The sequence below is a fragment of the Pedobacter indicus genome, from assembly GCF_003449035.1.
In the GTDB taxonomy this organism is placed as follows: domain Bacteria; phylum Bacteroidota; class Bacteroidia; order Sphingobacteriales; family Sphingobacteriaceae; genus Albibacterium; species Albibacterium indicum.
The window spans coordinates 1243984-1264444 of sequence record NZ_QRGB01000001.1; the positions used below are offsets into that span (position 1 = coordinate 1243984).

At 40.9% G+C, this 20461-nt stretch carries 16 protein-coding genes and 1 tRNA gene; 12 read left to right on the forward strand and 5 right to left on the reverse strand.

Going from position 1 to position 20461, the window contains the following annotated elements; genetic code table 11:
• Nucleotides 1–5: 5 nt before the first annotated feature.
• Nucleotides 6–899 (reverse strand): DUF6263 family protein, encoded by an 894-nt coding sequence (locus D3P12_RS05650; protein WP_118194074.1) that lies wholly within the window; start codon nucleotides 897–899, stop codon nucleotides 6–8.
• 76 nt (nucleotides 900–975) lie between these two features.
• Between D3P12_RS05650 and D3P12_RS05655 the strand changes: the two genes are divergently transcribed.
• The 5 genes from D3P12_RS05655 (at nucleotide 976) to D3P12_RS05675 (ending at nucleotide 5078) form a co-directional block, all read left to right on the forward strand.
• On the forward strand, nucleotides 976–2130 hold the full coding sequence (locus tag D3P12_RS05655) for an acyl-CoA dehydrogenase family protein (protein ID WP_157970261.1): 1155 nt from the start codon (nucleotides 976–978) through the stop codon (nucleotides 2128–2130).
• 104 nt (nucleotides 2131–2234) lie between these two features.
• Complete coding sequence (locus D3P12_RS05660) at nucleotides 2235–3041, forward strand: TerC family protein (protein ID WP_118194075.1); 807 nt, start codon at nucleotides 2235–2237, stop codon at nucleotides 3039–3041.
• A gap of 78 nt (nucleotides 3042–3119) precedes the next feature.
• The gene (locus D3P12_RS05665) at nucleotides 3120–4646 is read left to right on the forward strand and encodes a malate:quinone oxidoreductase (protein ID WP_118194076.1); all 1527 of its coding nucleotides are present in this window, start codon (nucleotides 3120–3122) and stop codon (nucleotides 4644–4646) included.
• Nucleotides 4647–4690: 44 nt separating this feature from the next.
• A tRNA-Ala gene (locus tag D3P12_RS05670) sits at nucleotides 4691–4764 on the forward strand.
• 128 nt (nucleotides 4765–4892) lie between these two features.
• Nucleotides 4893–5078, forward strand: coding sequence for a hypothetical protein (locus D3P12_RS05675; protein ID WP_118194077.1), 186 nt, complete (start codon nucleotides 4893–4895; stop codon nucleotides 5076–5078).
• 23 nt (nucleotides 5079–5101) lie between these two features.
• Here D3P12_RS05675 and D3P12_RS05680 read toward each other — a convergent pair whose 3' ends face one another.
• Nucleotides 5102–6079 (reverse strand): sterol desaturase family protein, encoded by a 978-nt coding sequence (locus tag D3P12_RS05680; RefSeq protein WP_118194078.1) that lies wholly within the window; start codon nucleotides 6077–6079, stop codon nucleotides 5102–5104.
• Nucleotides 6080–6269: 190 nt separating this feature from the next.
• Between D3P12_RS05680 and D3P12_RS05685 the strand changes: the two genes are divergently transcribed.
• The 3 genes from D3P12_RS05685 (at nucleotide 6270) to D3P12_RS05695 (ending at nucleotide 10770) form a co-directional block, all read left to right on the forward strand.
• Nucleotides 6270–8393: a M3 family metallopeptidase gene (locus D3P12_RS05685; RefSeq protein ID WP_118194079.1), complete on the forward strand. Its 2124-nt coding sequence runs from the start codon at nucleotides 6270–6272 to the stop codon at nucleotides 8391–8393.
• A 170-nt stretch (nucleotides 8394–8563) separates the two neighbouring features.
• A complete protein-coding gene (locus D3P12_RS05690; protein ID WP_118194080.1) occupies nucleotides 8564–10036 on the forward strand; it encodes a Gfo/Idh/MocA family protein in 1473 nt (490 codons plus the stop codon).
• A 35-nt stretch (nucleotides 10037–10071) separates the two neighbouring features.
• Nucleotides 10072–10770, forward strand: a complete 699-nt coding sequence (locus D3P12_RS05695; RefSeq protein ID WP_118194081.1) for a 3-keto-disaccharide hydrolase — start codon at nucleotides 10072–10074, stop codon at nucleotides 10768–10770.
• Between the two features lie 88 nt (nucleotides 10771–10858).
• On the opposite strand, the gene D3P12_RS05700 is transcribed toward D3P12_RS05695, so the two are convergent.
• Both D3P12_RS05700 and D3P12_RS05705 read right to left on the reverse strand, forming a co-directional pair.
• Complete coding sequence (locus D3P12_RS05700; RefSeq protein ID WP_118196985.1) at nucleotides 10859–13414, reverse strand: adenosylcobalamin-dependent ribonucleoside-diphosphate reductase; 2556 nt, start codon at nucleotides 13412–13414, stop codon at nucleotides 10859–10861.
• 265 nt (nucleotides 13415–13679) lie between these two features.
• Entirely contained in the window at nucleotides 13680–15245 is a 1566-nt protein-coding gene (locus tag D3P12_RS05705) for a hypothetical protein (protein WP_118194082.1), read from the reverse strand.
• 132 nt (nucleotides 15246–15377) lie between these two features.
• Here D3P12_RS05705 and D3P12_RS05710 point away from each other — a divergent pair, with 132 nt between their 5' ends.
• The 3 genes from D3P12_RS05710 to D3P12_RS05720 all read left to right on the forward strand — a co-directional run bounded on the left by D3P12_RS05710 (nucleotide 15378) and on the right by D3P12_RS05720 (nucleotide 18936).
• The gene (locus D3P12_RS05710) at nucleotides 15378–15761 is read left to right on the forward strand and encodes a DUF423 domain-containing protein (RefSeq protein WP_118194083.1); all 384 of its coding nucleotides are present in this window, start codon (nucleotides 15378–15380) and stop codon (nucleotides 15759–15761) included.
• Nucleotides 15762–18212 carry a replication restart helicase PriA gene (gene priA / locus D3P12_RS05715; protein WP_245977398.1) on the forward strand — a complete coding sequence of 817 codons (2451 nt, stop codon included), beginning with the start codon at nucleotides 15762–15764 and terminating at the stop codon, nucleotides 18210–18212.
• A 67-nt stretch (nucleotides 18213–18279) separates the two neighbouring features.
• Complete coding sequence (locus D3P12_RS05720; RefSeq protein ID WP_118194084.1) at nucleotides 18280–18936, forward strand: protein-L-isoaspartate(D-aspartate) O-methyltransferase; 657 nt, start codon at nucleotides 18280–18282, stop codon at nucleotides 18934–18936.
• Nucleotides 18937–18940: 4 nt separating this feature from the next.
• Here D3P12_RS05720 and panB read toward each other — a convergent pair whose 3' ends face one another.
• Nucleotides 18941–19756 carry a 3-methyl-2-oxobutanoate hydroxymethyltransferase gene (gene panB / locus D3P12_RS05725; protein WP_118194085.1) on the reverse strand — a complete coding sequence of 272 codons (816 nt, stop codon included), beginning with the start codon at nucleotides 19754–19756 and terminating at the stop codon, nucleotides 18941–18943.
• 46 nt (nucleotides 19757–19802) lie between these two features.
• On the opposite strand from panB, the gene D3P12_RS05730 reads away from it, so the two are divergent.
• Nucleotides 19803–20459 (forward strand): metal-dependent transcriptional regulator, encoded by a 657-nt coding sequence (locus D3P12_RS05730; protein ID WP_118194086.1) that lies wholly within the window; start codon nucleotides 19803–19805, stop codon nucleotides 20457–20459.
• The last annotated feature ends 2 nt before the right edge of the window (nucleotides 20460–20461 follow it).

The window sequence follows — 20461 nt, forward strand, 5'->3', positions numbered from 1 at the left end:
TAAGACTATAGTTTCGTGCCCGACATGCTGATAGTTGCATTCATTTTCATAGGTACTTCAAATCCATGAGATTTAATGACAGCGTCGATTTCCATTTGAATATCACCCGAAGAAACCATGCCTGTATTGATATCGGTTTCCAACGTACCAGTTTGTTTACCAGTAAACTCCATGTCATAAGCTTCCTCGCTACCTAACGCAGAGATGTTTCCGTCAACATTCAGCCATGTCAAATCTTCGCTAATCCCCTCTAGTGTGTAAATCAGGTCACTTTTCAACTGTAGGTTCCCCATGTTGTATGATCGGCTTTTATTCCAACTATCGCCCATCCCTACGGGATCCGGAGCATAAAAGTTCATATCAACCGAATTCATAAGCATCGAGTCAGAAAAAATATTTTTGATTGTATTGTCCATCTCTAATCCATCCCATAGTTTCTCATAATCTTCTACGCGGGTCACTTTTCCCTCGTTGTTCATATAGATATAAAAAGGTTTGCCGATGATGCTGTTGAGCTTTGCTAACTTTTCATCTTGTGTAGACTCTTCTGAATCAAAAAGAAAGCTCCCTTGAGGTGCTTCAAAATTTATATGCAACCGCTCGTACTTTGCTTTTATTTTAATTTCGTCTCCGGTATTACTTTCTACCTCGTAGTGGTAATCGATGGTCATTTCTTGTCGAACCTCAACAGAAGAACCCATAATCTCCTGCACAATATTTTGATTGTAATCTGTTGTGTAGCGATACTGATCGCCAGTAGACAGGTTGAGATGCAGATCAATTTTAGCATCTGATTGCGACAAATTTCCGGTAATATTCACCGAGTCTTGTTCAGTCTGTGCCCAGATATTTACATGAAAACCAAAGAAAAGGAGTGAAAAAGTAATAAATAGTCGCATATATAATGTATTTTGAGTGCTATCTAAGTATATTTGTATATAATTAAGTTTCCTAACTTAACGAAAACCAGTTATTATGTCACAGTCAACGCACAACGATAGCGAAAATAATGCCATGGTTAAAGAAATGGCGAAAAACTTCGCAGATAAATATATTCGGCCGCACGTAATGGAATGGGATGAAAGTCAAACATTTCCAATAGATATTTTTAAGAAGATGGGAGGGCTAGGCTTAATGGGTATTTTGGTGCCGGAAGAGTATGGTGGATCCGGATTTGGTTATCAGGAATATGTAACTGTAATATCAGAAATTGCGAGTGTTTGTGGAGCGGTTGGACTGTCATTAGCTGCACACAATTCCTTGTGCACAGGGCATATTATGACCTTTGGCACCGAAGAACAGAAAAAGCGTTGGTTGCCTAAATTAGCATCAGCAGAATGGATCGGTGCTTGGGCACTGACGGAAGCCAATACAGGTTCTGACTCGATGAGAATGAATACGACCGCTGTTTTGGATGGTAGCGAATATATTGTCAACGGATCTAAGAACTGGATCACTCATGGTAAGAGCGGTGATATTGCAGTTGTAATGGTTCGAACTGGTGAAAAAAATGCATCTAATGGTATTTCAGCTCTCGTAGTAGAAAAAGGTACTTCTGGCTTCACTCATGGCAAGAAAGAAAATAAGCTAGGAATGCGCGCCTCAGAGACAACAGAGTTGATTTTTGATCAATGTCGTGTTCCAAAAGAAAATCTGCTTGGGCAAGAAGGAGAAGGGTTTAAGCAAGCAATGAAGGTTTTAGATGGAGGTCGTATATCCATCGCCGCGTTAGGACTGGGGATTGCCAAAGGTGCGCTGAAAGCAGCGGTTGCTTATTCGAAAGAACGGCATCAGTTTGGGAAGCCGATTGCTAGTTTTCAAGGTATCTCATTTAAGTTAGCAGATATGGCAACAGAGGTAGAGGCTGCAGAGCTTTTAATCCGTAAGGCGGCCGATTTGAAAGATGCAGGGGAGCCTGTGACAAAGCATTCAGCGATGGCAAAGTATTTTGCATCTGAAGTTGCAGTGCGTTGTGCTACAGAAGCTGTACAGATTTTTGGTGGATATGGTTATATGAAAGATTTTCCTGTCGAAAAATTCTATCGGGATGCCAAGCTATGCACTATTGGAGAGGGTACCTCGGAAATTCAAAAACTTGTTATCTCTAGGGAAGTACTTAAAAGTACTTAGCGGTAGCTAACTTAATCTGTAAAAAATCATAAAATCTAATATAATTTAGAAACAATTCCTGTCAAGAAAAGTTATTTTTACATAGTTTTGCAAGAAAATAACCTATGGAATGGATTACTAATCCAGAAATCTGGATTTCTCTTACCACCCTAACAGTACTGGAAATAGTATTAGGAATCGACAATATTGTTTTTATTTCAATATTAAGTAATAAACTTCCTGAAAGTCAACAGAAAAGGGCTAGGCGAATTGGGTTGGCTCTGGCGATGATCACTCGTGTACTCCTACTTCTTTCAATCAGCTGGATCATGTCACTGACCAAGCCTATCATTAATCTGGCTGAATTTTTTGGTCAAACAGAAGGGTATTTATTTGAAAAACTTGATTTCTCTGGTCGGGATATCATCCTCTTACTGGGTGGCTTGTTTCTAATTTATAAAAGTACGGTTGAGATTCATGGTCGCATGGAGGGTGAGGAACATGAGGAAATCGTATCCACAAAAAAGATTACGTTCGGTAGTGTTATTGCTCAAATCCTAGTGCTCGATATCGTATTTTCGCTAGATTCCGTTATTACGGCTGTCGGGATGGCTAATGAAATTGGTGTTATGATTGCAGCTGTCGTTATCGCTGTCGGAGTGATGATGGTGTCTGCAGAATCCATCAGTGGTTTTGTGAATAAACATCCATCTGTAAAAATGCTTGCTTTAGCCTTTTTGCTTTTGATCGGCGTGTCACTCACTGCTGAAGCTTTTGAGCAACACATACCAAAAGGATATATTTACTTTGCGATGGCATTCTCCGTTCTTGTTGAAGTACTCAATCTAAAAGCGAAGAAAACACGCACGATTGCACCAAAACAGGCAATGGAAAATCTTCCAAAGGCTGGAGGTAAGGAAGAAAAAAGCTAGAAATCTTTTAACCGAGACTCTCTTCACTTTTTTAATTTTCCATAAATCGTTGTACTTTTGTAACGATTTCTTTGAAAAATGACTAAAAAACATAAAAAAAACGCTGTTGAAGCGGATATCGTTTTAATCGGTGCTGGTATCATGAGTGCCACTCTGGGCATGCTCCTAAAACAACTGATGCCAGACGCTACCATACAGATTTTAGAACGTCTCGATGAGGTAGCAGCAGAGAGCTCCGATGCTTGGAATAATGCTGGAACCGGCCATTCTGCTCTATGTGAATTAAACTATACGCCGGAACAACCTGATGGCTCCATCAAGATTGATAAAGCTACTAAAATTGCTGAATCGTTTGAAGTATCAAAGCAATTTTGGTCGACGTTGGTGGAAGAGGATTTGGTTTCCATGCCAGATCAGTTTATTCGCTCGATTCCACATATGAGCTTTGTTATTGGTGAAAAGAATGTTGCTTTTTTAAAGGCGCGTTACGAGGCTATGCAGCAAAGTCATCTCTTTAAGGGGATGGTTTATAGTGAAGACAAGGAAATGTTGAAGGAATGGATTCCACTGGTGATGGAGGGGCGTGATCCAAAGGACTCGGTTGCAGCCACTCGCATGGAAATTGGAACGGATGTAAACTTTGGGGCACTCACGCATGCGATGCTACAATACCTGTGGCGACAAAAAGGCGTAAAGCTAAAACTTGCTCATGAAGTGCAGGACATCGAAAGAGGTAACGATAACCGATGGAATGTCGAAGTGAAAAATCTCACTACGAAACGCAAAGCAGTTATTTCTGCCAAATTTGTATTTATCGGTGCAGGAGGCGGTTCACTACTATTATTAGAGAAATCTGGTATACCTGAAGCGAAAGGGTTCGGAGGTTTCCCGGTTAGCGGCCAATGGCTTAAGTGTGTCAATTCTGAAATTATCGAAAGACATCATGCAAAAGTATATGGTAAGGCTGCGGTCGGTGCTCCGCCCATGTCTGTTCCTCATTTGGACACACGTTTCATCGATGGTAAGAAAGCTTTATTATTTGGCCCATATGCAGGGTTTTCTACAAAGTTTCTGAAAAACGGGTCCTATTTTGACCTAGCAACATCAATAAAGATAGGTAATATTCGCCCTTTATTAGCAGCGGGATGGGATAACATACCTCTTACTAAATATCTGATCAGTGAAGTAATGCAATCTCCTGAAGATCGTATTAAAGCATTGCGTCAATACATGCCCGAAGCCAAACAAGAGGATTGGGAGTTAGAAATTGCAGGACAACGCGTCCAGGTAATCAAAAAAGATGCTGAACATGGTGGTAAATTGGAATTTGGTACGGAAATCGTCACCAGCGCCGATGGTTCTCTTTCTGCTTTGCTAGGTGCTTCTCCAGGCGCGTCAACAGCCGTATCCATTATGCTAGATGTACTAGCACGGTGTTTCCCTAATCAAATGAAAGAAGTTTCATGGAAAAAGCGACTTCAGGAAATGATTCCATCGTTTGGTTATTCTTTGGCGGAAAACGAGGAACTGACCAACGAAATGAGAGTGCGTAGCGCAAAGATATTAGGACTGAATGAATCAGAGCCAATGGTCAAGGTGAAATAGGTTTTGTAGATATTAAATCTTTAATTAGATTTGCGGTCGCTTTTGGGGGTTTAGCTCAGCTGGCTAGAGCGCTTGCCTGGCAGGCAAGAGGTCACCGGTTCGACTCCGGTAATCTCCACTTCATAATCAAGCACTTGCAGGGCATTTCCGGTAGGTGCTTTTTTATTGTACAACCTATTACCCTTATATATTTCGTTTTACCAAACTTTTCTTTTATTGTTTGGTTATTTAATAAAAAATAAAACGATGAATAATAAACTACAATTAATCTATTCCATAGTAGCAATTTCCCTTGTAACTATGCTCAGTTCGTGCGATCTGATCGTCGGTATTTTTAAAGGAGGTATGTACTTCGGTATAATTCTCGTAGTTGTTGTCGTAGCTTTGATTATTTGGCTGCTAAGTCGAATAGGACGAAGACGACGCGATTAAGTTAAAAAGAGTTGAAAAAGAGGTTAGGATCCGACCTCTTTTTCAGTAACCAGACCTGCCTCTATTTCTCCATTCTTCATATTCGCTTTCTTTAAGTCCATTTCCTTCAATTTCTCATTATATACGGCGGTTGGACTACCGAAAATATAGAATAGCTTTTTTTTCAAGCCTTTGGCTTTCTTTACATCGTTTACCATATCTCCGAATTCATGAAAGTTCAAAAAGATCGGATCCATTCGGTCGCCGATTTTAGTGGTGAGTCCGTAAATTGGACGTTCTTCCTCGGGTTGATAAGTACCAAACATTCTATCCCATATAATGAAGGTAGCGGCGTAGTTTTTATCCAAATATTTGTCTTGACTTCCATGATGTACACGATGATTGGATGGCGTTGCAAAGATATACTCAATCCATGGATGAAGACGACCAATATATTCTGTATGAACCCAAAATTGAAAAAGCACAGCTACTTGGCTAACGACGAAGAATACAATTGGGTGGAAGCCACATAAGGCCGCGGGTAAGAAAAATATGATCTTGAAATTTTGAATCCAGCTTAAGCGAAAAGAAACTGTGAGGTTATAATTTTCTGCTGAATGATGTACGCAATGGGTAGTCCAGAAAAAACGCTTCTGATGTGAGATTCTGTGAGCCCAATAACTGCAGAAATCAAAGATGATATAACAAGGCAAGAAGGTCCACCAGCTCATTTGCATTCTCCAAGGCACTAAGTTGTAGACGAAAACAACTCCATATAAAAGTGCTACTTTGAGCAAGAAATTGATTAATACATTTCCTAAGCCCACCAGTGTAGATCCGATGCTTTCTTTCGTTCGGTAATTCCCGTGTTTATGATACCAATTATAGCCTATTTCAAGAAGTGTAAAAAATGCCATGGCCGGTATTGCATAAACAATAACCTCTGGAGCGTCCTTCGTTATATTAGTCAGATCTTCATAGGGAATTTTCGGTGCTCCGAAAAAAGATTGGAGTAAAGTCATAAATGATGTAGATTTTTATGTTTCGTGTATATGTTAACGGGTAATTTAAGGATAAACAACGTTAATCCACTATTGTTGGCAAAGAAAATCCTATTATTTGTCATTTAAATTTGACAAAGCCGCTAATTATTTTTCGCTAAGTTTGCTTCAGTGCACTTTTTAAGCACATACTAGAGATATTATTTTTTATATGGAACTAAAACATACTGTAACATCAACTTTGTTGATTTTTTCGATTCTAAGTACCGACGAAAGTAAGGTAAAAGCACAAACAAGTTTAGAAAACCCCTTTCTGGCAGAATACAATAGCTCTTTTGAGGTTCCTCCTTTTGACCAGATCAAAAATGAGCATTTTATGCCAGCTTTTGAAGTGGGTATGAAGGAGCAAGCAGCGGAAATATCAGCGATTTATCGGCAACGGTCAACCCCCACTTTTCAGAATACAATAGAAGCGATGGAAAATAGTGGTAAAATCTTGAATAAGGTAAGTACGGTCTTCTTTAATTTAAATTCAGCAAATACTAATGACGAGATTAAAGAAATTGCAAAGAGCATAGCACCGAAACTATCACAGCATTCTGATGATATTTATTTAAATAAACTGTTGTTCCAACGTGTAAAACAAGTATATGATCAGCGTAGTCAGGCTAACTTAAATGGCGAGCAAGAGCGTTTATTGGAAAAAACTTATAAGGCTTTTTTGAGAAGTGGGGCTAACCTAAGTGAGCAGGATCAGCAACGGATGAGGAAAATCAATAGTGAACTTTCATTATCTACCCTAGCATTTGGTCAGAACCTCCTTTCAGAGACAAATAGCTTTGAGCTGATTGTGACTGATGATGTGGAACTTTCAGGTTTGCCAGAGTCTTTAAAAACCGCGGCGAAGCAATCAGCAGAAAATTCTGGAAAAGAAAATGCTTGGCGCTTCACTCTGCATAATGCAAGTGTAATGCCTTTTCTACAGTATGCCCATAATCGTTCACTTCGCGAGAAAATGTATAAAGGCTACATTAATCGAGCTAATCATGACAATGAATTTGATAATAAAGAACTCGCAGCTAAAATAGCTGTTTTGAGGGCAGAGAAAGCCGGTCTCTTAGGTTATGAGAGTCATGCTCACTACGTACTAGAAGAAAGTATGGCGAAAAACCCCGACCGCGTCTACGAACTGTTGGATCAACTTTGGGCAGCCGCTTTACCTGTGGCTAAGTCAGAGGCAGATGAGATGCAGAAACTAATGGACAAGGAAGGGAACGGCGAAAAATTAGAGGCTTGGGATTGGTTCTATTATGCCAATAAAGTCAAAATGGAAAAGTACAACTTTATGGCCGAAGATGTCAAGCCGTATTTCCAGTTAGAAAATGTTCGGGAAGGAATTTTTACATTGGTTGACAAACTTTATGGTCTATCATTTACGGAGGTGCCGGATGTTCCTACGTATCATCGAGATGCCAAAGCCTTTGAAGTTAAAGAGGCGGACGGGAGACTGGTTGGCGTTATGTATATGGATTTTTTCTCGCGTGAGTCGAAGCGCGGTGGAGCGTGGATGACCTCATATCGCAAGCAATCGATTAAAGAGGGTAAAAGAATAGCACCCATCGTGTCGATCGTTTGTAACTTTCCAGCTCCCGTTGGTAACGATCCTGTGTTGCTGACTCCTGACGAAGTAACAACCTTTTTCCATGAATTTGGTCACGCTCTTCATGGATTGTTGTCCGATGTTCAATATAGGACACTCTCAGGAACATCTGTTCCACGAGATTTTGTGGAGCTTCCTTCGCAAATTATGGAGCATTGGGCGTTTGAGCCAGAGATGTTAGCGCTTTATGCTAAACATTATGAAACGGGTGAAGTTATCCCGACCGAGCTTGTAACGAAGTTGGACGAAGCTTCAAAATTTAACCAGGGTTTTCAGACCGTCGAATATCTTGCAGCTTCGTTGTTAGATATGGCGTACCATACCTTGCCAGCTGGCTCAAAAGTGAATGTGCCGGAATTTGAAAAGCAAGCGATGGATAAAATAGGTTTGATCAACCAGATCGCGCCACGCTACAGAAGTACGTATTTTCAACATATTTTCGCTGGTGGCTATTCTGCTGGTTACTATAGCTATATCTGGTCTGAAGTTCTCGATAGTGACGCTTTTGCCACTTACAAGGAAAGCGGAGATATTTTTGATCGGGATATAGCAACTAAATTTAGAAAGACAGTTCTCGAAAAAGGTGGTACAGCTGAACCAATGGAGCTTTATAAAAATTTCAGAGGAAGGGAACCAGAAGTAAAGTATTTATTAAAAAATAGAGGCTTGCAGTAGTTTTTTGGCAAATAAGAAGGAATTGTGTTGATAAAGTATTTTTAAAATCACTATATTGACATGTCGTTTTTTGTAATCCTTTCTTTTACTCAGAAATCGATTACTATGATGTACAATGAAAGATGACCAAGAAAATAATTAACTGAAATTTTTAACCAACTTAAAATAAGATGACTCAAAAAACAGAGAAGAAATCAGTCTTCAATTCATCCAGAAGAGGATTTATTCGAAACAGTGCTTTGGCTGCTGCAAGCTTTATGATTGTGCCCCGCCACGTATTGGGAGGTAAGGGCTTCCTTGCGCCAAGTGATAAGCTATTGATCGCCGGTGTCGGAGCAGGAGGAAAGGGTGCTTCTGATATTGCTAGTTTTCATGCAAGTGGGAAGGCTGAAATTGCATTCCTTTGCGACGTAGATGATAGACGAGCAGCAGGCACACGTAAGAAATTTCCGAAAGCAAAATATTATAAAGATTGGAGAGAGTTACTGGATAAGGAGTCTAAGAATTTTGATGCCGTTTCAGTATCCACACCAGATCATAATCATGCGATCACGACCTTAGCAGCTATGCAATTAGGAAAACATGTGTATGTTCAAAAACCGTTGACGCACGATTTATATGAATCCCGGATGTTACATGAAGCTGCAAAGCGCTATAAAGTAGTAACACAGATGGGTAATCAAGGTGCTTCCAATGACGGTACCCGTCTGATCAGCGAGTGGTACGAGGCTGGTGAAATCGGTGATGTTCATACGGTTTACTGCTGGACAGATCGGCCCGTTTGGCCGCAAGGGATTCCATGGCCAAAAGGCAAAGCGGACGTGCCGAAAGAGTTGGACTGGGATCTTTGGCTAGGAACTGCTCCGTATACAGATTATATCGATAAATTGGTTCCATTCAACTGGCGTGGATGGTGGGAATATGGAACCGGTGCATTAGGCGATATGGGCTGCCACTTAGTTGAAGTTCCTTTTAGAGCACTTGAATTAGGTGCACCGAAAGACGTTCAATGTAGCGTAGGTAGTGTTTATGTTGATGAATTCCAACGTGGATATTTCCCTGAGAGCTGTCCGCCGTCAAGTCACGTAACGCTAACCTATCCAAAAACTAAGAAAACCAAAGGGGAAGTAACCTTGCATTGGATGGATGGTGGTATTCAACCGACACGTCCCGAAGAACTTGGGCCGGACGAGGTATTTGGTGATGGAGGAAACGGCGTATTGATGATCGGCACAAAAGGAAAAGTGATGTGTGGCACCTATGGTAAAAATCCTCAGTTGCTTCCAACTTCCAGAACTGAACGTGCTTTAAACAAGGTGAAACCTAAATACGAACGTGTTCCTGATCAAGAAAATGGCCACTATGCACAATGGGTAGAGGCTTGTATTGCCGGATTGGGGAACAAAGAGGTAAGTGCACCATTTGAAGTGTCGTGTCCACTAACCGAGAGCTTACTGATGGCAAACTTGGCAATTCGTGGATTTGATATCCGTGAGGAAAGAGCTGATGGTAAAGGTTATAATTACCCAGGTCGTTACAAGAAATTAGTTTGGGACGACAGCCAGATGCGCATAACTAACTTCGATGCAGTCAATCAGTTTGTGAAGAGAGAATACCGCAAAGGTTGGACACTAAGTGTATAAATTAATAACGAATCATAATATAACAAACAGAAAAAATGAAATTTAAAATATTATCAATTGTATCCATGATTGCTTTGGTGTCTTGTAGTTCTGCTAATAAGATCTCTGGTGATGATGGGTGGGTAGATCTTTTTGATGGAGAGACTACCAATGGCTGGCATACTTACGGAAAGGAAGAAGCTGGCGCTGCTTGGGAAGTGGTAGACGGCAGTCTGTATCTGAATGTAGAAGGCAAGAGCAAAGAAGACCGTGGTGACCTGGTAACGGATAAAGAATATGAGAATTACCACTTGAAGCTGGAATGGAAAATATCTGAAGGTGGTAACAGCGGTATTATCTTCAATGTACATGAAGACAAAGATAAATACGGAGCTACTTATAGTACTGGACCGGAAATGCAGGTGCTTGATAATGATAAGCATGCTGACGGGAAGATACATAAACACCGCACAGGTGATCTATATGACCTGATTGCTTCAAGCTCAGAGCCGATGAAGCCAGTAGGTGAATGGAATCAGGCTGAGATCATCAGCAACCAAGGCGAGTTGGAGTTTATTTTAAATGGCGTTTCCGTTGTGAAAACTACGATGTGGGATGATAGCTGGAAAGAGTTGATCGCAGGAAGCAAGTTTGCTGACTGGCCAGGCTTCGGTACCTACCGTAAAGGTAAAATTGCTTTGCAAGATCACAATGATCCGGTTTGGTATAGAAATATCAAGATTAAAGAGTTATAAAGTTTTTTATAACTCAACATAAATAAAAGGAAAGCCCCGATGTTCATAAAGAGCATCGGGGCTTTTCCATTTATTTAACCTTAAACTATTAACCACATTTGGATGATCCACAATCTTTACAAGTCAGACAACCTTCCTGATAATGCAGGTTCGTCGAGTTGCAATTTTGACACTTCTGCTTAGTAGCTTCAGTTCCGTCCGGAACATAGTGCTTCAGAGCTCTGGCAACACCATTCTTCCAGGTATTGATAGCCTCGTCTAGTTGTAGACTGCTAATTAAGTCAACGACCTTTTCAATAGGCATCCCATGGCGGAGCGTGCTTGAGATCAGTTTCGCATAATTCCAGTATTCCGGGTTGAATTTGTGTGACAGACCCTCAATCGTGGTCTTATAACCCCTTTTATTCTCATATTGGAAGTCATAGCGGGAAACGCCTTCAGCGTTCCTGCTTTTTATGATTAGTCCTTTGTTTAGCCAACGAGGAAGCGTGATACCATCTTCATCATCTGCCAAACCGGTAAAGATCTCGTAAGGTCGCTCATCAATCAGACCAATAAATGCAATCCATTTCTCTTTATTATTCTGGAACCGAACAATGTCAGCATCGAGTATAGTTGGGCGCGTTGTAGGGAAGGTTGAAGCTGCCGGGGCTGTGGTTTCTTCCTTTTTTTTCTCATCGTTTGAGATCAGGACACCCGCACGTGATCCATCACGATAAACGGTAACTCCTTTACACCCTGCTTTCCAGGCCTCCATATAAAGTTCGCCAACTAGTTCTTCAGAAACATTGTTAGGCATATTAATGGTCACACTGATTGAGTGATCTACCCATTTTTGGATAGCACCCTGCATCTGCACCTTTTTTAGATAGTCAACATCATTCGAAGTCGCTTTGTAGTAAGGTGAAAGCTCAATGAACTTGTCAAGCTCTTCTTGTGAATAATTCTTTGTTGTGTCGTATCCGTTTATTTCCATCCATTCTTTAAACCGGTGATGGAATACGACGTATTCTTCCCACGAGTCACCCACTTCATCGACGAAATCAACACGCACATCCTTGTCATTCGGGTTTACTTTTCTTCTTCTTTTATAAACAGGAAGAAATACTGGTTCAATTCCTGAAGAGGTTTGCGACATCAAACTTGTCGTCCCTGTAGGTGCAATTGTTAATAAAGCAATGTTTCTGCGACCGTATTCAGTCATTTGATAGTAGAGCTCTGGGTCTGCATCTTTTATGCGTAGCATAAATGGGTTGTCTTTCTCGCGCTCAGCATCATAAATAGCGAATGCACCTCGTTCTTTTGCTGTTAATACTGAACCACGATATGCTTCCAACGCCAGTGTTTTATGAATTTTTACAGAAAAATCAACGCCTTCATCACTACCATAACGCAAGCCCAAGGCAGCAAGCATATCTCCTTCCGCTGTAATTCCAATTCCCGTTCTTCTTCCTTCTTCAGCCTTTTTTCTGATAGCAAGCCATAGATTATGTTCAATCCCTTTAATCGACATGTCTTCAGGGTCTTGCTCAATTTTTTGTAGGATAGCATCGATCTTTTCAAGTTCGAGATCAATGATGTCATCCATGATTCTTTGTGCGTGTTGCACATGCTTTTTGAATAAATCCCAATTAAAGGAAGCTTCTTTAGTGAAAGGTTTTTCTACATAAGAAAATAAATTGATCGCCAAAAGACGACATGAGTCATAAGGGCAAAGAGGAATTTCACCACAAGGGTTCGTTGAAATGGTTTTGTATCCTAAATCAGCATAGCAGTCTGGCAGCGATTCTCCGATAATCGTATCCCAGAATAGGATACCTGGTTCAGCGGACTTCCATGCATTATGAACAATTTTTTTCCAGATAGCCTGGGCGTCTGCTTCTTTTTTAACCATCGGCTTTTTGCTATCAATCGGATATTGCTGTACATAAGGGGTATTGTTTTCAACCGCTTTCATAAAAGCATCGTCGATCCTTACCGAAACATTCGCTCCTGTAACCTTCCCTTGTGTCATTTTTGCGTCGATAAAACTCTCAGCATCCGGGTGTTTGATGGCAACTGAAAGCATTAAAGCACCACGCCTACCGTCTTGAGCAACTTCACGAGTAGAGTTGGAATACCGCTCCATAAAAGGAACCAGACCTGTAGAGGTTAAAGCCGAGTTTTTAACAGGAGAGCTTTTCGGTCGGATATGAGAAAGGTCATGGCCTACGCCACCTCTTCTTTTCATTAACTGAACTTGTTCCTGATCGGTCTTCATAATTCCTCCGTAAGAATCAGAAGGACCATCTGAGCCAATTACAAAACAATTTGATAAAGATGCAATTTGAAAAGGGTTTCCAATACCCGTCATGGGGCTCCCTTGTGGAATGATGTATTTGAAACCTTTGATTAAATCAAACACCTCATCTTCACTTAACGGGTTGGGGTAGGTAGCTTCGATTCTTGCTATTTCCTTTGCAATTCTTCGATGCATATCATCGGGGGTTTTTTCAAACAAGGTTCCGAAAGAATCTTTCAGCGCATATTTGTTCACCCAAACACGGGCGGCGAGTTCATCGCCTTTGAAGTATTTCAGAGAAGCTTCATAAGCTTCATCTAATGAATACGTCTTTGGCTTTTCTGTAGGTTTAGTTAATTCCATATCCATTTTTTACGTTATGTATACTAATAATTTGAATTCCAGTTGAACGAACGTGATAGTTCTTAAATAGGGTATCGAAAAGTATACACAAAGATACTTTTTTAAAAACTTAGAATAAAACTTTTTGAAACTTAGAATAAAAATAAATCTTAAAAGTTTACAAACATTTATGTGTAACTAGTTGTTTTGCAGCAATTTGAATTGTGGAAAGTTTTTTATAGTTATCTTTTTTTAATAACTTGTTGTAACAAAACGTCAAGAAATATTATTTTTCTGAGAGTTTGAACTGACCGTACAAGTTAGTAATAAATCGGTCATCATTACCAGAGAGTTGAAAAGAAAATGCATAAAAATCTTCAAAACCGTAATTGTCAGAGTCTTGGTAGTTTTGCCGCATCTGTCTATTCAGATTATTCCTGATAGTTCGATCCGCATTTTCACGATGGATGAAAAGCGAATAGTTAGCCGTAGTGGATTGCAGATTTTCGTAGGCCTGATATTCTTCCTCTTCAATTAATAAATTGCCAGCTTCGATGTCATCCAAATAGTTACTTATATTACTCGGACGGTTAGCCAGTATCATATAGCCATGTGTATAGGTAAAGTAAGGTCTTTTAAAATTTTTGAAAGGATCGCCCAGGGAGTAATAGAGTAAATTTGAGTTGTCGAAATGCCAGACGGTACTATCGGCATTTGGTGTGCTGATCTTTTCGGCGATTTGTGCATATTCCAGTGAGTCCCGGATGGCGATGATGCCGATTTCTTCGCCAGAGCGCAGGGTCAGCTTGGCAAACTCATTTCCCCAAATCCGGAGCAGTTCATCATCAATCACCACATTTTCCTTTGATTTGATATACCTGAATTGCTCCTGGAGCTGGTCGATTTCCGCTCTGTTTTCCAATAAAGTTCTAATCCCGTCATGAAATTGTTCATAATCGGATACTCCGAAAATCTCCACCAAAGCGGTATGATCAGGAATCCAATTTTTTAACTGGTATGAAACAGGCTCCTGGTTCATAAATAAACTTAGATAGGATGAGTCGGTCGGTACGATTGACATCGTTCCACTGAACATAAGCACATCTGATTTATAATTCAGATCAAATGCAGAGATTCCGTTTAAGTTTTCAAATAAAGCTAGCGGGCTGGTTGTTTTCGATGCGATCAGCGAAAGCAGCTCGGGTAGTTTTTCATGATTTACATATGCTTGTAGAGGTGCGTTAGCTGAAAAGTTTGTTTTGAATTTCTCCAGAAAAAGCTCTGACAAATGATCCTCCGAGTTATTTAAAGCTCGCTCCATTAATGGTTTCGAAAAACTCAAGATCGCTCGGTCTGGTAAAATTGATGTGTATATTTTTCGCTCAATATCAGGTATTTCCAGTTCAATAAAACTTGTATCACCAACACCATTAACCGTTAGGTTTAAGGTAGAATCTAAGCCATTTTTGACAGCTTCTATATCCATGTTCTCCTTTAAAGGGATACTTAACAGCCATTCAATTTGCTCGTTTTCCGGATGAAAGGAAAAATAGAGTGGTTGGTTCATGCTTGCCATTTTCAGCATCGTGTTTTGAAGTACGAATTGCTGTAGGGTTTTTAAATCATCCATTTCATCAGATCCCATCACCAAACGAAAACCTTCATAGTCTTTAAAGAGATCGAAAAAGCTTGAGTCGTTATTCAATGTTATCAACAACGCAGCGTCTGCCGGAATAGATGAAATTGACCGGCTATTGATATTCTGTGTTTGTTTCAGCTGAGAAAAATAGAGGATGGACACGATGATCATCACTATGAACAGGAAGACGGTGAGAATGATTGTTCTTTTCATCAGGATCTTTTGTTGTGAAAACGAGTGCTGACTCTCGATAAGTTAACCCATAACTTTCTCACAAAGTTAAAAATTTAACAATGAGAGAACGAAAATCTAAAAGGTTTATTAAATTTAACGGAAATTAGAAACATGAACAAACGAATCATACTTACCGGTGCACTTTTTGGATTGATTGCGGTCATTTTAGGTGCATTTGGTGCTCATGGGTTAGAGAATAAGATTAGCGAAGATAGTTTGGATAATTGGAAAACTGCCGTAAGTTATCAGTTTTATCATACGTTTGCTATCCTATACCTGGCGACATTTTCTAGAGCAAAAAATGGACTTATTAATTTCGCTTTCTTGACCTTCACTCTTGGTATTCTGTTATTTTCAGGATCACTTTATTTACTGTCCACACGCGAAATAACCAGTCTAAAAGCGTCATTTCTTGGTCCGATAACCCCAATTGGAGGGCTCATGTTTATATTGGGGTGGATAAGTTTATTCATTGCAACGATAAGGCATAAGTAATTGAGAACCTATTTTGTAGACGTCATACTCCCTTTAGCGATAGCAGGAACCTATACCTACCGTGCCCCGCAGGAAATGAACAGTGAACTGGCTATTGGGAAGCGAGTTGTTGTCCAGTTTGGCAAGACGAGGGTGTACTCAGCCATTATTTCCCAAATTCACGAAGTTCCACCTGAAAAGTACGAAGCAAAATATTTACTCGATATATTGGATGACCGTCCGGTAGCTACCGAAAAACAGTTAGCCCTGTGGGGCTGGATCTCGACATATTATCTGTGTCAGGTAGGCGAGGTCATGCAAGCAGCTTTACCTTCTGTACTGAAATTGGCCAGTGAGACCAAAATTATCGCTAATAATCAGCAAGATCGAGACCGTTCGCAGTTAACAGATCGGGAGTTCCTTGTCATGGATGCATTGGATATGGTTCCTGAATTGCGCGTTAGCGATGTGATGAAGGTTTTGGGACAAAAGACCGTCCTCCCTATCCTAAAGTCACTTTTGGAAAAGAATTTTATTCGGATATCTGAAGAGGTTGTCGATCGCTACAAACCAAAGAAAAAAGCTTTTGTACAGCTAAATACTATTTTCGACTCGCAGAGCGCAAAAAAAGAACTGCTGGATGGTTTAGAGCGAGCTCCAAAACAATCTGATGCAGTATTAGCTTATTTGCAGCTTGTTAAAACACAAAAGGAGGTATCGAAAGCAGAACTTCTTGAGCGCTCGGGTTGTGGCGCATCGGCTTTTGCTGCCTTAGTAAAAAAGGAAATCTTCGTGATCGAAGAGAAAGTTATTAGCAGGTTTTCGGTTTCAAGTGAAGGTTTTTCATCCGAAGTAAATTTGAATGCCAATCAGCAGCAGGCTTTTGGAGAGATCAAGACTGGTTTCGCCGAACAAGGCATCTGTTTGCTGAATGGAGTAACCGCTTCAGGAAAAACAGAAATCTATATCAAGCTGATTCAGGAGGTACTCAAGCGTAACCAGACGGCACTTTACCTTTTACCGGAGATTGCTCTAACTACGCAGATTGTTGAACGTCTCCGGCTTCATTTCGGGCCGGTAATAGGCACCTATCACTCCCGTTTAAATGAAAATGAACGGGCTGAAATGTGGAAGAAAGTACTTGACGGTGAGGTTCGCGTTATCTTAGGGGCACGTTCATCCGTGTTTTTGCCGTTTCAGGACCTCGGACTGGTGGTAGTCGACGAGGAGCATGAAATTTCTTATAAACAATTTGATCCGGCACCGCGTTATCAAGCCCGGGACACGGCCGTTTATTTGGCAAGTTTATATGGAGCTGATGTCTTGTTAGGATCGGCAACTCCGTCTTTAGAAAGTTATTACAATGCAAAGGCCGGTAAATATGCTCTGATTAAGCTGGATCAGCGTTACGGTAATGCCCAATTGCCTGATATTGAGATTGTCAGCCTCAAGGACATTCAGGGACAGCATAGTCCAAGTCCGTATTTTACCCCTGCTTTATTAAAGGGCATACAGGCAGCTCTGGACAAAAAAGGACAGGTGATCTTATTCCAGAACCGCAGAGGGCATACTCCTTTATTGCTTTGTGCGACATGTGGCTACTCACCTCGTTGTATTCATTGCGATGTGAGCCTGACTTACCATAAAAGTAGCGGTCAGCTCCATTGTCATTATTGTGGATTTAAGGAAAACCTAATTGAGTTTTGTCCGGCTTGCGGTTCGACACATATTGAAAGCAAAGGCTTTGGTACACAGCGTGTAGAGGAGGAATTATCAGTGCTTCTTCCTGAAGCGAAAATCGGGCGGCTAGATCTGGATACCACGCGTGCCAAAAATAGCTTTGAGCGAATTTTAGATGATTTTGATGAACATCGGTTTGATATCCTGATAGGTACCCAAATGGTCACGAAGGGACTGGATTTTGGAAAGGTAAGTTTGATTGGTATTGTAAACGCCGATAGCATCATTAACTACCCAGATTTTCGGGCTTTTGAAAGAAGCTTTTCCATGTTGGCTCAGGTTGCGGGAAGGGCAGGGCGAAGAGATGCGCAAGGGAAGGTAATTATCCAGGCTTATGCAACTACCCACAGAATCCTCGACCAAGTGGTTAAACATGATTATGAAGAAATGTTTCAAACGGAAATAGTGGAACGGAAAAAGTTTTTATATCCACCTTTTTTCAGACTGATTCGGGTTGATGTGAAGCATAAGGATCAGCATTTAGCGGTCGACTGCGCCCAACGTTTAGCGACCATGTTGCGAGCTCATTTTGGTGAGCAGGTTTTGGGTCCAGAACCCCCATTGGTCGGGCGAATCCGAACCTATTATATTAACAGCATTCTTCTGAAGTTCAGCAGGGCAAATGTTAGTATAGCAAAGGTGAAGGAAGTTTTAAAACAGACGATTCAAAGCTATCAACTGGATAAACTCAACAAGGGTTCACGACTGACTGTTGATGTAGACCCTTATTAACGCTTTTATAATCAATGTTCTGTATTTTCTTTAATAGTTAAGCCTTTTTTTGAGTAATTTTGAAGGTATGGCGTACAAGTTCATTGATAATTACCGTGAAAAGGGGGCACGAAAAAGGCTTGTTAAGTTACTCGAAAAGCGGGGTATTGAAGATAAAAATGTGCTCAATGCGATTGGGAAGGTTCCCCGGCATTATTTTTTTGACGAAACATTCTGGGGGAAAGCCTATGAAGATATTGCTTTCCCCATTGGGGACGGTCAAACCATATCGCAACCTTATACCGTCGCTTATCAAACGGAGTTGTTGCATATAAAGCGAGGGGATAAGGTGCTTGAAATTGGCACCGGATCGGGTTATCAGACTTGTATTCTAATGGAGTTAGGCGCCGAAGTCTATACGATTGAGCGACAAAGAAACCTATACGAAAGAACCATCCAGGTTCTTCCTTATATGGGCTACCGTCCACACTTTTTCTTTGGGGACGGTTCTAAAGGGATTGAAAAATATGCACCTTATGACAAAATCATTGTCACAGCAGGGGCGCCCATGGTTCCTGAAATAATGCTAAAACAGTTGAAGATAGGGGGGATCCTTGTCATTCCTGTAGGCACTGAGAAAGAACAAAAAATGATGACCATTCTCCGCGTCGCAGAAGATGATTACGAGCGGATAGAGCTAGATACCTTCCGATTTGTACCGCTACTGGGTGATGAAGCTTGGTGAAACCCTAGTATTGTTCGTTCTCGCTCGGAAAGCTATTGTCCTTAACGTCCATAATGTACTGGCGCACCGCGTTGGTAATTTCGTTGTGCAAATTTAGGTATTGACGTAAAAACTTGGGCTTAAAATTTTCAGTTAATCCAAGCATGTCGTTCACAACCAATACCTGTCCATCACAACCAGCGCCAGCACCAATGCCGATCGTTGGAATTCTGGAATGGTTCGTGAGTTCTTGTGCCAGTTTAGCCGGTATTTTTTCAAGAACGACAGCGAAGCAACCTGCTTCAATTAGGGCTGCATAATTGTGATGCAATACATGTGCTTCACCTTCATCGCTTGCCCGAAGGCCGAAATTGCCAAACTGATTGATCGACTGTGGTGTCAACCCCAGGTGCCCTACGACTGGAATGCCAGCTTGAGTGATTTTTTCGACAGCCTCTTTGATTTCCACACCACCTTCTAATTTAATTCCGTGGGCTCCCGATTCTTTCATTACCCGAACTGCTGAGTCCAATGCCTTGTTGGCATCGCCTTGGTAGCTACCAAAAGGCAGGTCGACAATTACCATCGCTCTTTTCACTGCGCGGACTACCGCTGACGCATGGTAGATCATTTGATCGAGTGTAATGGGAAGCGTGGTTTCATAACCTGCAAAAACATTAGCTGCTGAATCACCAACCAAGATCATTTCAATACCGGCTTGGTCCAAGATCCGGGCAGTAGAATAATCATAGCCCGTTAACATGGTTATTTTTTCACCTGACAGCTTCATCTCCGCGATGACAGCAGTCGTAATGCGTTTCGTTTCCTTGTGTACTGACATATCACAAATGTAAATAAATCATTTCGTTTTTTTACCTTTGCTTAATATGTTAACAATAACAGAAGAGAATTATTTAAAGGCTCTATTGCATCTGTCCTCCCACGAAAAGGATTATGTCGGCGTAGGGATCAACCAATTGGCCGATCGTTTGAGTGTGCGCCCTGCTACTGTTAATAACATGGTGAAAAAATTGAGAGATAAACAACTAGTTGACTATGAGCGTTACGGGAAGATTAACCTGACTGAGCAAGGTAGAAACCTCGCCGTTCAGATTATCAGAAAACACCGCCTTTGGGAGACCTTTTTATTTACGAAACTTGATTTTTCTTGGGACGAGGTTCATGAGGTTGCTGAGCAGCTTGAACATATCCAGTCGGAAAAGCTGATCGAGAAATTAGACAAGTTTCTCGACTACCCTCGCTTTGATCCGCATGGTGACGAAATTCCTTCAAAAAATGGCTCTTACCAGATAAAGGAAAAAAAAACACTGGCCGATTGCTTACCAGGTACTACCTGTGAAGTTATTTCTGTCAGAGATAACGACACGGATTTTTTGCAACACGTTGATGCACTAGGTATTGGTATCAATAGCAAGGTGGAAATAATCAGTCGTTTTGCTTTTGATGGTACTCTTTCATTGAAAGTAAACGATGGAAACGTAAACGTATCACGGAAAGTGGCGGAAAATATTTACATCAGTTAAAA

What these genes read in the sequence shown, in the direction of transcription:
- D3P12_RS05650 (WP_118194074.1), bottom strand. Translation starts at nt 899, where the DNA reads ATGCGACTATTTATTACTTTTTCACTCCTTTTCTTTGGTTTTCATGTA.
- D3P12_RS05655 (WP_157970261.1), top strand. Translation starts at nt 976, where the DNA reads ATGTCACAGTCAACGCACAACGATAGCGAAAATAATGCCATGGTTAAA.
- D3P12_RS05660 (WP_118194075.1), top strand. Translation starts at nt 2,235, where the DNA reads ATGGAATGGATTACTAATCCAGAAATCTGGATTTCTCTTACCACCCTA.
- D3P12_RS05665 (WP_118194076.1), top strand. Translation starts at nt 3,120, where the DNA reads ATGACTAAAAAACATAAAAAAAACGCTGTTGAAGCGGATATCGTTTTA.
- D3P12_RS05675 (WP_118194077.1), top strand. Translation starts at nt 4,893, where the DNA reads ATGAATAATAAACTACAATTAATCTATTCCATAGTAGCAATTTCCCTT.
- D3P12_RS05680 (WP_118194078.1), bottom strand. Translation starts at nt 6,079, where the DNA reads ATGACTTTACTCCAATCTTTTTTCGGAGCACCGAAAATTCCCTATGAA.
- D3P12_RS05685 (WP_118194079.1), top strand. Translation starts at nt 6,270, where the DNA reads ATGGAACTAAAACATACTGTAACATCAACTTTGTTGATTTTTTCGATT.
- D3P12_RS05690 (WP_118194080.1), top strand. Translation starts at nt 8,564, where the DNA reads ATGACTCAAAAAACAGAGAAGAAATCAGTCTTCAATTCATCCAGAAGA.
- D3P12_RS05695 (WP_118194081.1), top strand. Translation starts at nt 10,072, where the DNA reads ATGAAATTTAAAATATTATCAATTGTATCCATGATTGCTTTGGTGTCT.
- D3P12_RS05700 (WP_118196985.1), bottom strand. Translation starts at nt 13,414, where the DNA reads ATGGAATTAACTAAACCTACAGAAAAGCCAAAGACGTATTCATTAGAT.
- D3P12_RS05705 (WP_118194082.1), bottom strand. Translation starts at nt 15,245, where the DNA reads ATGAAAAGAACAATCATTCTCACCGTCTTCCTGTTCATAGTGATGATC.
- D3P12_RS05710 (WP_118194083.1), top strand. Translation starts at nt 15,378, where the DNA reads ATGAACAAACGAATCATACTTACCGGTGCACTTTTTGGATTGATTGCG.
- D3P12_RS05720 (WP_118194084.1), top strand. Translation starts at nt 18,280, where the DNA reads ATGGCGTACAAGTTCATTGATAATTACCGTGAAAAGGGGGCACGAAAA.
- panB (WP_118194085.1), bottom strand. Translation starts at nt 19,756, where the DNA reads ATGTCAGTACACAAGGAAACGAAACGCATTACGACTGCTGTCATCGCG.
- D3P12_RS05730 (WP_118194086.1), top strand. Translation starts at nt 19,803, where the DNA reads ATGTTAACAATAACAGAAGAGAATTATTTAAAGGCTCTATTGCATCTG.